The organism is Mitsuaria sp. TWR114, assembly GCF_007997345.1.
In genome coordinates, this window is record NZ_VOSR01000235.1 from 1 (window position 1) to 13,311 (window position 13,311).

Here is a 13,311-nt window from a genome sequence, read left to right on the forward strand (position 1 = left end):
GCCAGCATCGCCCGGCCGCGCCAGATCGCGATGTACCTGGCCAAGGAGCTGACGCAGAAGAGCCTGCCGGAGATCGGCGAGCTGTTCGGCGGCCGCGACCATACGACGGTGCTGCATGCGGTCCGCAAGATCGGCGGCGAGCGTCAGAAGAACACCGAGTTGAACCAGCAGTTGCATGTGCTGGAGCAAACGCTGAAGGGATGAGGAAAAACGCCTTCGCCTTCAGCGAAAATGCCGCGTTCGCCCGAACAGCCAACAGTGGAGAGAGGTTGACATGATCGTGTTGAAAGACAGCCAGGACAAAGTGCTTGCCGCGCTGCAGGCGGTGTCCGGCATCGTGGAACGGCGCCACACCCTGCCCATCCTGGCCAACGTGCTGGTCCGGAAGCAGGGCAAGCAGGTGGAGCTGACCACGAGCGACCTGGAAATCCAGGTGCGCACCACGGTCGAGTTCGAGGGCGACGACGGGGACTTCTCCACCACCATCGGCGCGCGCAAGCTGATCGACATCCTGCGCTCGATGCCGTCGGACCAGACGGTGAGCCTGACGTCCAACCAGAACAAGATGACGCTGCAGGGCGGCAAGAGCCGCTTCACGCTGCAGACGCTGCCGGCCGACGATTTCCCGCTGGTGCAGGAAGCGGCCGACTTCGGTCCCGCGTTCAGCGTGCCACAGAAGACGCTCAAGGGCCTGATCAACCAGGTCCACTTCGCGATGGCGGTGCATGACATCCGCTACTACCTGAACGGCATCCTGTTCGTGGCCGAGGGCAAGACCCTGACGCTGGTCGCGACCGACGGCCACAGACTGGCGCTGGCCCAGGCCGAGACGGACACCGAGATGCCCAAGCAGGAAGTCATCCTGCCCCGCAAGACGGTGCTGGAACTGATGCGCCTGCTCAAGGACGGCGGCAAGGGCGACGACGAGAGCGCTCCGATCGAGATGCGCTTCGCCGGCAACCAGGCCAAGTTCAGCTTCAGCGGCATGGAGTTCGTGACCAAGCTGGTCGAGGGCAAGTTCCCCGACTACAACCGCGTCATCCCGAAGAACCACCGTTTCCACGTGATCCTGGGCCGCCAGCCGCTGCTGGCCGCGCTGCAGCGCGCCGCGATCCTGACCAGCGAGAAGTTCAAGGCGGTGCGCCTGTCCTTCGAGCCGGGCCTGCTGTCGATCGCCTCGAGCAACGCCGAGCAGGAAGAGGCCAAGGAAGAACTCGAGATCGACTACGGCGGCGACCAGATCGAAACCGGCTTCAACGTGACCTACCTGATGGACGTGCTGGCCAACATGTCGCAGGACATGGTGCGGGTGGACCTGAACGACAGCTCGTCCAGCGCGCTGCTCAGCATCCCCGAACACACCGGCTTCAAGTACGTCGTCATGCCGATGAGGATCTAAGGTCGCTGCGCGACCTTCGCTCCCCGGAGCGTGAACGTTGCGCACCCCCTGCCCCCGCCAGGCGGGGGTTCCAGCCAGTTTTTTCAGCGGCCGCCGCGGCGGCCTGAGTACCCCTCCGATGACCGATAACAGCACTCCTGAGAACACCCCGACGCCCGCGCCGCAGAACGACGGCGCGGGGTACGGCGAGTCCAGCATCCAGATCCTGGAAGGCCTGGAGGCGGTGCGCAAGCGCCCCGGCATGTACATCGGCGACACCTCGGACGGCACCGGTCTGCACCACCTGGTGTTCGAGGTGGTCGACAACTCGATCGACGAGGCGTTGGCTGGCTACTGCGACGACATCGTCATCACCATCCACACCGACAACTCGATCTCCGTCATCGACAACGGTCGCGGCATCCCGACCGGCGTGAAGATGGACGACAAGCACGAGCCCAAGCGCTCGGCGGCCGAGATCGCGCTGACCGAGCTGCACGCCGGCGGCAAGTTCAACCAGAACAGCTACAAGGTCTCGGGCGGCCTGCACGGCGTGGGCGTGTCCTGCGTGAACGCGCTGTCCAAGACGCTGCGCCTGACGGTGCGCCGCGAAGGCAAGGTCCACCAGTTGGAGTTCAAGAAGGGCGTGCCGCAGGACCGCCTGATCGAGGTCCGCGACGGTTTCGAGACCAGCCCGATGAAGATCGTCGGCGAGACCGACAAGCGCGGCACGGAAGTCCACTTCCTGCCGGACACGGAGATCTTCACGCAGAACTCCGAGTTCCACTACGACATCCTGGCCAAGCGCCTGCGCGAACTCTCGTTCCTGAACAACGGCGTGAAGATCCGCCTGGTCGACGAGCGCAACAACAAGGAAGACAACTTCGCCTTCGCGGGCGGCGTGCGCGGCTTCGTCGAGTTCATCAACAAGGGCAAGACGGCGCTGCACCCCAACATCTTCCACGCCCAGGGCGACAAGATGTCGGAGCAGAACACCAACATCGGGGTCGAGGTCTCGATGCAGTGGAACGACGGCTTCAATGAAAGCGTCCTCTGCTTCACCAACAACATCCCGCAGCGCGACGGCGGCACCCACCTGACGGGTCTGCGCGCGGCGATGACGCGGGTGATCAACAAGTACATCGAGGACAACGAACTGGCCAAGAAGGCCAAGGTCGACGTCACCGGCGACGACATGCGCGAAGGCCTGGCCTGCGTGGTCAGCGTCAAGGTGCCGGAGCCCAAGTTCAGCTCGCAGACCAAGGACAAGCTGGTGTCGAGCGAAGTGCGCGGCCCGGTGGAGGAAATCGTCGCGAGCAAGCTGGGCGACTGGCTGCTGGAGAACCCGACCGACGCCAAGATCATCTGCGGCAAGATCGTCGAGGCGGCGCGGGCGCGTGAAGCGGCGCGCAAGGCGCGCGAGATGACGCGGCGCAAGGGCGTGCTGGACGGCATGGGCCTGCCGGGCAAGCTGGCGGACTGCCAGGAAAAGGATCCCGCGCTGTGCGAGATCTACATCGTGGAGGGTGACTCCGCCGGTGGCTCCGCGAAGCAGGGCCGCGACCGCAAGTTCCAGGCGATCCTGCCGCTGCGCGGCAAGATCCTGAACGTCGAGAAGGCGCGCTACGAGAAGCTGCTGACCAGCAATGAAATCATCACGCTGATCACGGCGCTGGGCACCGGCATTGGCCGCGGCGCGGGCAGCGACGACTTCAATCCGGACAAGCTGCGCTACCACCGCATCATCATCATGACCGACGCGGACGTGGACGGTGCGCACATCCGGACGCTGCTGCTGACCTTCTTCTACCGGCAGATGCCGGAGCTGGTGGAGCGCGGCCACATCTACATCGCGCAGCCGCCGCTGTACAAGGTCAAGGTCGGCAAGCACGAGCAGTACCTGAAGGACGGCCACGAGCTGGACGGCTTCCTGCTGAAGGTCGCGCTGAACGATGCCGAGCTGCACACGGCCGGCGTGGGCGCGGGTCCGGTGCTCAAGGGCGAGGACCTGGAGACCAAGGCGCGCCAGTACGTGGCGGCGCAGAACGTGATCGAGCGCCTGTCCGCCTGGATGGACGGCGAGGCGCTGCACCTGCTGGCGTCGGGCCTGTCGCTGAACCTGGACACGAAGGACGCGGCGGAGATCTCCGCGACGGCGCTGGCCTCGGCGCTGCACGACGCGGTGGTGACGGCCGAGACGGATCCGCGCACCGACAAGCAGCTGCTGCGCATCAGCCGTCGCCATCACGGCAACGTGCGCTCGAGCATCATCACGGCGGACTTCGTGCACGGCGCGGACTATGAAGTCCTGGCCGAGGCCGGCAAGACCTTCAAGGGCCTGGTGGGCGAGGAAGCGGTGATCCGCAAGGGCGAAGGCGAGAAGGCCAAGGAAAGCAAGGTGACGGACTTCCGCGGCGCGATGGCCTGGCTGATGACGCAGGCGGAATCGAGCGTGGGCCGGCAGCGCTACAAGGGCCTGGGCGAGATGAACCCCGAGCAGCTGTGGGAAACGACGATGGACCCGACGGTGCGCCGCCTGCTGCGCGTGCAGATCGAGGACGCGATCGAGGCGGACCGGGTGTTCACGATGCTGATGGGCGACGAGGTGGAGCCGCGCCGGGAGTTCATCGAGACGAATGCGCTGCGCGCGGCCAACATCGACGTGTGATCACCCGTTCCCGCCTCGCCCCCCCTTTCGCCGGCCTGCTCCTCGCCATCGCCGGCCTGCCCGCGCTCGGGCAATCCGAGCCGCATTCCCCTCCGGTCTATCCGCCCGACTGGATCGACCTGCCGACCGCGCCGATGGTGCTCGAGCTCCAGCCGGTGCGCGGCGAGCTCGCCCTGGTGCTGACCAACCGCGGCCCGCGGGGCATCGTCGCTGTCGAGCTCGGTTGCGTTCGCGAGCGCGGCACCGGCCACGAGGTGCTCAGCGAGTTCGCCGGCGTTTCGATCAGCGACGGCAGCATCGCGCCGGCGCATCACGTCGACATGAGCCATGAATTCGACCGGCCGCGTGATCAGTCACCGGCCCGTCCGATGCGCTGCCCGCAATCCCACGCCGCCGTCACGCGGGTCACTTTCGAGGACGGCACGGCATGGCATGCCGGTCCACCGGCCGACATGACCTCGGTCACACCCGCCCCCTTTGAAGGGGGCAAGCCGCCTCGACAGCGGTAGCCGTGCCCGTGGAGACTGCGCCTCGTCGTCCGATTCCACGAGGCTCACGCATGCGCGCTTCCCGCTTCCGTCTCTCTTCCGCCGCCGCTTCGGCGCTCGCCCTGTCGCTGGGCCTGCTGACGCTGTCGGCGCCCGCCCAAGCCCAATCCATCAGCGTCAAGCCCGGCTTGTGGGCCAGCGCGAGCGTCAACACGCTCAACGGCCGGAAGATGCCCACGATCTTCGAAATCAACGGCGCCCTGACGCCGCAGCAGAAGAGCAGCCTCGCCGCCGCGATGGCCAAGGTCGGCCTGCCCACCGGCGCCAGCCCGCATCTGGACTGCCAGCAGAGCCCCGAGTTCGCCCTGCCCAAGCCGCAGAGCGTCGACGACTGCACCACGCAAGTGAAGCCCGGCGATGCCACCAGCGGCACCTTCACGATGAGCTGCAAGAGCGCGACGGCCAGCGGCATGGGCAACGGCTCCTACCAGGTCACCGACAAGTCCAGCGCCACCGTCAAGGTGACGTTCAAGGGCACGACCGCGCAGGGCATGCCGATCACCTATGAATCGACGTCGGTCCACAAGTGGATCGGCAGCGACTGCAGCGCACCGCCGCCCGGCATCGACCCGTCCGTGGCCGAACTGCTGCAGTGAGTCCGCGCGCGCCGCGCCAAGCGGGCGGCGCGCGTCAGGCGTCCATCTCCTTGAACACCTCGGCGGCGACGCGGAACGCATCGATCGCCGCCGGCACGCCGCAGTAGATCGCCGTCTGCAGGAAGACCTCCTTGATCTCCTCGCGCGTGAGCCCGTTGTTGAGCGCGCCGCGCACGTGGATCTTGAGTTCGTGCGGCCGGTTCAGCGCGGTCAGCATCGCCAGGTTCAGCAGCGAGCGTGAGCGCCGGTCCAGCCCCGGCCGGTTCCAGACATCGCCCCAGCAGTACTGGGTCACCAGTTCCTGCATGTCGATGGTGAAGTCGGTGGCGTTCTGCAGCGCGGCATCGACGTACGCATCGCCGAGGACCTCGCGTCGGGTCTGCAGGCCTTGTTCGAAGAGCTCGGGATTGCTCGGAGCGAAGGGACGAGTCATTGGGGGTCTCCTGTAGCCGGGGCGCGACTGGACACGCTACTTGAATCAGTCGTTGGTTGACGAAACGATCAGGAATAGAATTCCCGTCAACCTAGGAGCACGCGATGATCCACGACCGACTCCGGCGGGCCCGCGTCTTGAAAGGGCTCAGCCTTGACGCACTGGCCCAGGCCATCGGTGACATCACCAAGCAAGCACTGAGCAAGTTCGAGCGCGGCGACGCCATCCCGAATTCGACGCGCCTGCTCCAGTTCTCCAAAGCTCTGGGCGTGCGACCCGAGTACTTCTTCCGCGCTGAAGCCGTGACCTTGTCGCCGCTCGAGTTCCGCAAGCTGGCCCGCATGCCGAAGTACCGGCAGCGACAGGTGGAAGAGCAGATGCGCGACCACCTCGAACGCTATATCGGTCTCGAGCGCTGCTTCGACGCCGTCAATGTCCGCATCGCCCCGACGGCCCCTCAGATCCTTCAGGTCGAGTCCTTCGACGCGGCGGAGAGCGCGGCGGAGCGCCTGCGCCGCGACTGGGGCATCGGCGGCGATGCCATCGCGAACCTGACGCAGTTGCTGGAAGAGCGCGGCATCAAGGTGGCGCTGCTCGATGCGCAAGATGACTTCGACGGTGCGTGCGCCGCCACGGAGGATCACGAACATGTGCTGATCGCGCTCAATACCGCGCGGCCAGGTGAGCGCATGCGCTTCACGGCGGCACATGAGCTCGGCCACTGGGTGATGGCCTTGCCGGAGGACATGTCCGAAGCCGACAAGGAGCGATGCTGTCATCGCTTCGCCGGCGCGTTTCTCTATCCCGGCGCACAGGTGCTGCTCGACTTCGGCAGTCACCGCCGATCACGCGTGCATCCTGCGGAGCTCCTGAATGCAAAGCGGCGCTACGGGATTTCGATGCAGGTGGCCCTTCGTCGCCTGAAGGATCTCGGCCTGCTGAACGAGGCCGGCTACAAGGCAGCGGTCATCCAGTTCTCCCAGGCTGGCTGGCGCACCGCGGAGCCGGAGGCGCTGTTGCCGGAGCAACCGCGACGTTTCGAGTCGCTCGTGTTCTGGGGCCTGGCCGAGGGCCTCTTCACCCCGTCCCGTGCCGCCGAGTTCCTGCAACGTCCGCTGGACACGCTCGAGCCCGCCCTCTCAGCGCCGGTGGGAGCATGAATGCAGCGGGTCTACGTCAGCGATACCAACATCTGGATTGATTTCCGGAACGCTGATCTCCTGGACGTCCTTTTCCGACTCCCGTTCCGCTTCTGCAGCACCGACTTTGTCCTCCACGAACTGCAGGACCTTGCCCACGAAGAGCTGACCCGGCGCGGTCTGATCGTGGAATCACTTGGCAGCGAGGCCGTGGCGGACCTCATGCACCTCACTGCCGAGCACAACAACAGCTCTCTGGCGGACGTTTCCTGCTATTACCTGGCGCGGCAGTCCGGCTTGCCCTTGCTGACCGGCGATGGCCGGCTGCGCAGGCAAGCCCAGAAGGACGGCATGGCGGTGCACGGCGCGCTGTGGCTGCTCGATCAACTGCTGGCGCACGCGGTTGTCGACGAAAGCGCGCTCGCGGCGGCCCTTCATCGCATGTTGGCGGCGGGTGCCCGATTCCCTTCGGAAGAGTGCCAACGGCGATTCAAGGAATGGGCGACTTGATCCCGCACGGTCGATGACAAGTTGCCGCGGGGGTTAGGGCGTCCGGGCCGCCAACATCACCTCGTGATGCCCCTTCCCCGCCGGAATCATCGGGAAGCAGTTCTCCACCGGCGCGACGGCCACGTCGAGGAAATACGGGCCGTCGCTCGCCAGGCACTCGGCGAGCGCCGCATCGAGCGCATCCCGCCGCGTGACCCGCGCCGCCTCCCAGCCGAAGCCTTTCGCCACCGCGACGAAATCCGGCATGCAGGCGTTGTAGCTGTGGCTGTAGCGCTCGCCGTGATGCAGCTCCTGCCACTGCCGCACCATGCCCATGTGGCCGTTGTTGCACAGCACGACCTTGACCCCCGCGCGTGCTGCCGCGCCGTGGCCATCTCCTGCAGGTTCATCAGGATCGACGCATCGCCGCTGACGCACACGACCAGCCGCCCCGGATGCGCCACCTGCGCGCCGATCGCCGCCGGCAGGCCGTAGCCCATCGTGCCGGCGCCGCCCGAGGTGAGCCAGCGCCGCGGGCGCTCGAAGGCCAGGTGCTGCGCCGCCCACATCTGATGCTGGCCGACGTCCGTCGACACGATCGCGTCCCGGCCGGCGAGCTGCGCCTGCAGCCGCGCGATCAGCGCCTGCGGCGCGATCACCTCCGGCGTGTCCTCGAAGGCCAGCGATCGGCGCGAGCGCCAGTCCTGGATCCGCGCGACCTCGCCCCGCTCCTGCGCCGTCAGCGCCTCGCCGCGCTCCAGCGCGCGGCGCAGGCGCGGCAGCAGCGTCCGCGCGTCCCCGCACAGGGCGAGGTCGGCGCGCCGGACCTTGTCGATGGACGAGGGGTCGATGTCGAGGTGGATCACGCGCGCACTGGGTGCGAAAGCATCGAGCCGGCCGGTCACCCGATCGTCGAAGCGCGCGCCGGCGCAGACGATGAGGTCGGCGTGATGCATCGCCAGGTTGGCCTCCAGCGTCCCGTGCATGCCCAGCATGCCCAGCCAGTGCGGCGACGACGCCGGCACCGCGCCCAGCCCCATCAGCGTCAGCGTGCAGGGCGCGCCGGCCAGCGCACCGCGCCGCGAACGCGGCGCAGGCCTGGTCCCCGGCGTTGACAAGGCCGCCGCCGCCGTAGAACACCGGCTGGCGCGCGGTGGCGATCCAGTCCGCGGCCGTTTCCACCGCACGCACGTCGACGATGGGCGAGACGGGCAGGGCCGTCGCCGGCGGCCGCTCGTGTGCGGTCCGCGCGATGGGCCTTGCATCAAGCCCCTTATCGGGACGCGCCGGCGCCAGCTGCACATCCTTCGGCACGTCCAGCAGCACCGGGCCCGGACGACCGCCCCGCGCGATCTCGATGGCCTTGCGCACCAGCGCCGCGACGTCGCCACCCGGCCGCAACTGCGCGTTCCACTTGGTCACCGGCCGCGAGATGCCCAGCGCATCGCACTCCTGGAAGGCGTCGGTGCCGATCGCCGCGCTGTTCACCTGGCCGCTGATGCACAGCACCGGCACCGAGTCGCACAGCGCGTCCAGCAGGCCCGTCGTCGTGTTGCTCATGCCGGGGCCCGAGGTCACCAGCACGACGCCCAGCCGGCCGGTGCTGCGCGCATACCCCTCGGCCGCATGCACGGCCGCCTGTTCGTGGCGGACCAGGATGTGGCGCAGGCGCGGCTCGCCGTGCAGCGCGTCGTACAGCGGCAGCACCGCGCCGCCGGGATAACCGAACACGGTGTCCACGCCGCAGGCCACCAGCGTGTCCAGCAGCGTCTGGGCGCCATTGCGCGGTGGCGCGTTCCCGAGCGGCGCGACAGGACCGGCGCTGGCCGGCGATGAAGGGGAGGAGGGAGAACAGGGCGCGTCGATGACCGCGCCGCGGGCGCTGACCTGGGCGCCGTCGAACCTGGCATTCATGCGTCCAGTGTCCCGGCACTGGCTCGGAAAGGGTTGCCGTTCTTGCCTCATAGAATCCGCCGCACAGCAAATCTTCCTTGGGAAGCGTGATGGATCAGCAAATCAAGCTCGACAAGTTCGACCGCGCCATCCTGCGCGCGCTGCAGCGCAACGCTCGCGCCAGCCTGCAGGAGGTCAGCGAGGAGGTCGGCCTGACCACCTCGCCCTGCTGGACGCGCATCAAGCGGCTGGAGGAATCCGGCGTGATCGAGGGCTACACCGTCAAGGTGAACGCCGAGAAGATCGGGCGGCCCGAGCAGCTGATCGTGCAGCTCACCCTGAACAAGCACACCGACGCGGCGATGGCGGAATTCGCCCGCCACCTCGAGGCCATCCCCGAGGTCATCGATGCCTACCTGGTCTCCGGCGATTACGACTACGTGCTGCGCCTGTCCGTGCGCGACACCCGCGACTACGAACGCCTGCTGCGCGAGAAGCTCTACAAGATCCCCGGCGTGCGCCACAGCAAGTCCAGCTTCGTGCTGCGCTGCCTGAAGGCGAGCTCCCTGCCCCTGTGAACGGCGCCCCGTGAACAGCACCGCGCCGAATGGTGGGCTGCGGCGGTCAGCGCGACCTCCGATCGAGGCCACTCAGTCGGCGTCCGGCGCCTCGCTCGAGGTCGAACCCGGCGCGAACGACGCGCCCTCGACACGCGCCGGCAGCTCGGGCAGCCGCAGCAGGCGCAGCATGTAGGTCCGCGCGCCGCGACATGGCGGCGCATCGCCTCGCCCGCGGTGACCGGGTCGGCCTGCCGGATCGCCTCGACCACCGCCCGGTCCTGGACAGCCAGCACGTCCAGCTCCGACGCCCACAAGGCCATGCGCGAGCGCCGGACCGCCTCCAGCAGCCGCCCGCGCGAGGCCTGCATCCCCAGCGCCTGCGCATTGCCGCCCCAGCGCGCGAGTTCCTCCTGCAGCGTCTCGTCGGCCGCCAGCAGCTCCCGCGCACGGCCATCTCGGGCGGCCTCCTCCACCGCCCGCACGAGCGCCTCGACCTGCGGCCCCTGCGCCGCCTCGCGGGCCTCGGGCCGCCCGCAGGCCTGGGCCAGCAGCATCGTGTGCAGCGCTTCGCGTACGTCGAAATACTCCTCGATGAAGCGCGCGTCCACCGCCCGCACCACCGCGCCCTTGTTCATCCGCATGTCCACCATGCCGTCCCCCTGCAGTTGCAGCAGCGCCTCCCGCACCGGCACGTTGCTGACCTGGTAATGCGCGCTCAGCTCGTGCAGCGTCAGATGCTGGCCCAGGCGCCAGCAGCCGTCCTCGATGTCGGCGCGGATCTGGTCGCGCAGGCGCAGGTAGGTCGGCGCATTGATCGGGTGTGTGGATCGAACCATCGCGGCACTCCGTCCAGCAATTGCGGTGAATGAACGATTCACTCTAAGGAGCGCGCTCCCTGTCCATTCCCGGCGAATCGCGTCGCCGCCCGCGTTCTTGCCGAAGCGCAATGAACCGATGTCTCGTCCCGGCATGGACTGCGCAATCGACATATATGTCACCCGGCGCCCTACTGGAATCAGTCGAGCCACCCCGTGTCAATGGGACAGGCTGTGTCGTTTCCGCATCGCTCGCTCTCAGGGCGCTACAGTCGCGCCCGGGAGGTCAGCGACACAGAGGCAGATGCCCAGGTCAATTCACCCCGAATGGAGTCAGCCGAATGGCGAAATCCTTGAAACAAGTCCTGAGTCAGATCGAGAAACTTCAGAAGGAAGCCGAGGCGCTGCGCGCGAAGGAAATCTCCGGCGTGGTCGCGCGGATCCGCGAGGCCATCGATCACTACGGCCTGACCCCCGAGGAATTGTTCGGCGCGACCCTGCAGCGTCCGCGCGCCGCCGCAAGGCCGCCGCGAAACCGGCCCGCGCGGCCACCACCGCCAAGCGCAAGGCGCCGCGCGGCGCCGGCACGCCGAAATACCACGATGGCGCCGGTCGCACCTGGACCGGCGTCGGCAAGCGTCCCACCTGGTTCAAGGAAGCGCTGGCCGCCGGCAAGACGGCCGAGGACCTGCTGATCGGTTGACGTCAGCGGCCCGGGTCGGCGGGCCCTCGCGCCGCGAGGCCCGCCGGGCCGCGTCACCAGATGCGGCAGCGCTCGGCGTCGGGCTTGACCATCTTCTGGCCCGGCTTGCAGTGGAAGGCCCGTTCGAACTCGGGCATGTTCACCGCGACCCCGTTGATCCGGTAGCGCCCCGGCGAATGCGGGTCGGTCAGCGCATGCACGCGCGCGTACTCCGGCCGCGCATGGCTGCAGTCCCACTGCGCGAAGCCGACGAAGAAGCGCTGCTCCGGCGTCAGGCCGTCGCGGTCCGCCGGCGGCGGCGACATGTCCGCGATCTGCGCCTTCCAAGCCGCATGCGCCAGCACCAGGCCGCCCAGGTCGGCCAGGTCCTCGCCCAGCGTCAGCTTGCTGTTGATGCGGATGTCGTCGACGACCACGTACTGCGCGTATTGCTTGGTCACGCAGGCGGCGCGCTGCTCGAAGGCCTTGCCGTCCTTCTTCGTCCACCAGTCGCGCAGGTTGCCCTTGGCATCGAACTGCCGGCCTTCGTCGTCGAAGCCGTGGATCAGCTCATGGCCGATGGTCCCGCCGGTGTTGCCGTAGTTCGGCGCGTCATCCAGCTTGGGGTCGAACAGCGGCGGCTGCAGCACGCCGGCCGGGAAGTTGATGTCGTTCATCTGCGCGTCGTAATACGCGTTGACCGTCTGCGGCGTCATGCCCCACTCGCCGCGGTCCAGCGGCTTGCCGATCTTGGCCAGCTGGCGCTTGAGCTCGAAGGCATTGCCCCGCATCACGTTGCCGGCGAAGTCGTCGCGCGCGACGGTCAGCGCGCCGTAATCGCGCCAGCGGTCCGGATAACCGACCTTGTTGACGATCGCATGCAGCTTCTCCTGGGCGCGCTGCTTCGTGGTCTCGCTCATCCAGCTCAGCGACTGGATGCGCGCGGCCATCGCGTCCTCGATCTGCTTCGTCATCGTCAACGTCTTGTCCTTCAGGTCGGGACTGAAGTTGCGGGCGACGAACTCCTGGCCCAGCGCCTCGCCGAGCTGCGCGTCGACCAGCTCGACGCAGCGCTTCCAGCGCGCCTTGTTCTGCGGCACGCCCTGCAGCGTCTGGCCGAAGAACTCGAAGTTGGCCTGCACCGCGGCGCCGGAGAGCGTCGGCGCCTGGCTGCTGACCAGCTGCCAGCGCAGGTAATGGCGCCACTGCGCGAGGTCGCGCTGGCGCAGTTCCCTGGCCATGGCCTTGAAGAAGGCCGGCTCGGTCACGTTGTAGGCCGTCTGCGGGTCCAGGCCCAGCGCGCGCTGGTAGGCCGCCCAGTCGAAGCCGGGCGTGAGCGCCTGCAGCCCGGCCGCCTTCATCGGATGGAAGCCCTTGTAGGGATCGCGCTTGTCGACGCGGCTCAGCGAGGCGCGCGCCAGCGCGGTCTCCAGGGCCATCACCTGCCGTGCCTGCGTGCGCGCCGCCTCCGGCGCATCGCCGAGCAGCTCGAAGCTGCGCGCGACATGCGCGACGAACTGGTCCCGCAGGGTGCGGGATTTCTCGTCGGCCTTGAAGTAGTACTCGCGGTCCGGGAGGCTCAGCCCACCGGCGTAGGCGAAGGCGATGACGCGCGTCGAGTCGGCCATGTCCTGGCCCGAGCTGAAGTGGAACAGCACGCGCTCGTTGTTGGTCGCCAGGTGCAGCGCGGCCAGCAGCGCCGGCAGATCGCGGCGGTCCTTCAGCGCGTCGATGCGCGACAGCAGCGGCCGCAGCGGCGCCAGCGCGTGGCGCTCGGCCGCCGCTTCGTCCATGCAGGCGGCGAAGTAGTCGCCCATGCGCGCCTGGTTGGCGCTGCGCGCCGGATCGGCGGCCGAGAGCTTGTCCAGGATGCCCCAGAGGTAGCGCTGGTTCTCGTTGGCCATCTTGGCGTAGACCGACCAGCGCGCCTGGTCCGGCGGGATCGGGTTGGCCGCCATCCAGCCGCCGCAGGCGTACTGGTAGAGGTCGTCGCAGGGATCGGCGTTGCGATCCATCGCCGCGGTGTCCAGGCTCGGCGTGTAGGGCAGCTGGTCGAGCGGCGCTTCGGGCGCGGTGGCGGGTGCGGATGCGGCCGCGCCGGGCGCGGGCG

At 68.1% G+C, this 13,311-nt stretch carries 12 protein-coding genes and 1 pseudogene; 9 read left to right on the forward strand and 4 right to left on the reverse strand.

From position 1 onward, the window contains the following. The 5 genes from FUT87_RS10320 to FUT87_RS10340 all read left to right on the forward strand — a co-directional run. On the forward strand, positions 1-204 hold a 204-nt coding region (locus FUT87_RS10320; RefSeq protein ID WP_310735167.1), incomplete at its 5' end, for a helix-turn-helix domain-containing protein. A gap of 70 nt (positions 205-274) precedes the next feature. Further along, complete coding sequence (gene dnaN, locus FUT87_RS10325) at positions 275-1,399, forward strand: DNA polymerase III subunit beta (protein ID WP_091729890.1); 1,125 nt, start codon at positions 275-277, stop codon at positions 1,397-1,399. A 118-nt stretch (positions 1,400-1,517) separates the two neighbouring features. After that, positions 1,518-4,046 carry a DNA topoisomerase (ATP-hydrolyzing) subunit B gene (gyrB, locus tag FUT87_RS10330; RefSeq protein ID WP_147240953.1) on the forward strand — a complete coding sequence of 843 codons (2,529 nt, stop codon included), beginning with the start codon at positions 1,518-1,520 and terminating at the stop codon, positions 4,044-4,046. Continuing rightward, on the forward strand, positions 4,043-4,555 hold the full coding sequence (locus FUT87_RS10335; RefSeq protein ID WP_147240954.1) for a hypothetical protein: 513 nt from the start codon (positions 4,043-4,045) through the stop codon (positions 4,553-4,555). The genes gyrB and FUT87_RS10335 overlap by 4 nt, the downstream gene beginning before the upstream one ends. Before the next feature lie 50 nt (positions 4,556-4,605). Then, entirely contained in the window at positions 4,606-5,190 is a 585-nt protein-coding gene (locus FUT87_RS10340) for a DUF3617 family protein (protein ID WP_147240955.1), read from the forward strand. Between the two features lie 34 nt (positions 5,191-5,224). Here FUT87_RS10340 and pcaC read toward each other — a convergent pair whose 3' ends face one another. Beyond that, complete coding sequence (pcaC, locus tag FUT87_RS10345; protein ID WP_147240956.1) at positions 5,225-5,623, reverse strand: 4-carboxymuconolactone decarboxylase; 399 nt, start codon at positions 5,621-5,623, stop codon at positions 5,225-5,227. Positions 5,624-5,727: 104 nt separating this feature from the next. Here pcaC and FUT87_RS10350 point away from each other — a divergent pair, with 104 nt between their 5' ends. Together FUT87_RS10350 and FUT87_RS10355 are read left to right on the forward strand one after the other, a co-directional pair. Further along, entirely contained in the window at positions 5,728-6,783 is a 1,056-nt protein-coding gene (locus FUT87_RS10350; RefSeq protein ID WP_091729861.1) for a helix-turn-helix domain-containing protein, read from the forward strand. Then, positions 6,784-7,272, forward strand: coding sequence for a nucleotide-binding protein (locus tag FUT87_RS10355; RefSeq protein ID WP_091729856.1), 489 nt, complete (start codon positions 6,784-6,786; stop codon positions 7,270-7,272). It begins immediately after the preceding gene. Positions 7,273-7,305: 33 nt separating this feature from the next. On the opposite strand, the pseudogene ilvB reads toward FUT87_RS10355, so the two are convergent. Then, positions 7,306-9,165 (reverse strand): annotated as a pseudogene (ilvB, locus tag FUT87_RS10360) (biosynthetic-type acetolactate synthase large subunit). An 89-nt stretch (positions 9,166-9,254) separates the two neighbouring features. On the opposite strand from ilvB, the gene FUT87_RS10365 reads away from it, so the two are divergent. Beyond that, positions 9,255-9,722 (forward strand): Lrp/AsnC family transcriptional regulator, encoded by a 468-nt coding sequence (locus FUT87_RS10365; RefSeq protein WP_221211160.1) that lies wholly within the window; start codon positions 9,255-9,257, stop codon positions 9,720-9,722. Here FUT87_RS10365 and FUT87_RS10370 read toward each other — a convergent pair. Continuing rightward, positions 9,644-10,540: a GntR family transcriptional regulator gene (locus FUT87_RS10370; RefSeq protein WP_186830465.1), complete on the reverse strand. Its 897-nt coding sequence runs from the start codon at positions 10,538-10,540 to the stop codon at positions 9,644-9,646. The two genes, FUT87_RS10365 and FUT87_RS10370, sit on opposite strands and share 79 nt — an antisense overlap. Positions 10,541-10,823: 283 nt before the next feature. Here FUT87_RS10370 and FUT87_RS31680 point away from each other — a divergent pair, with 283 nt between their 5' ends. Continuing rightward, positions 10,824-11,222: an H-NS family nucleoid-associated regulatory protein gene (locus tag FUT87_RS31680; protein ID WP_404935385.1), complete on the forward strand. Its 399-nt coding sequence runs from the start codon at positions 10,824-10,826 to the stop codon at positions 11,220-11,222. 53 nt (positions 11,223-11,275) lie between these two features. Here FUT87_RS31680 and FUT87_RS10380 read toward each other — a convergent pair. Beyond that, positions 11,276-13,311 (reverse strand): M13 family metallopeptidase (locus tag FUT87_RS10380; protein ID WP_147240958.1); only part of this gene is annotated, 2,036 nt, incomplete at its 5' end.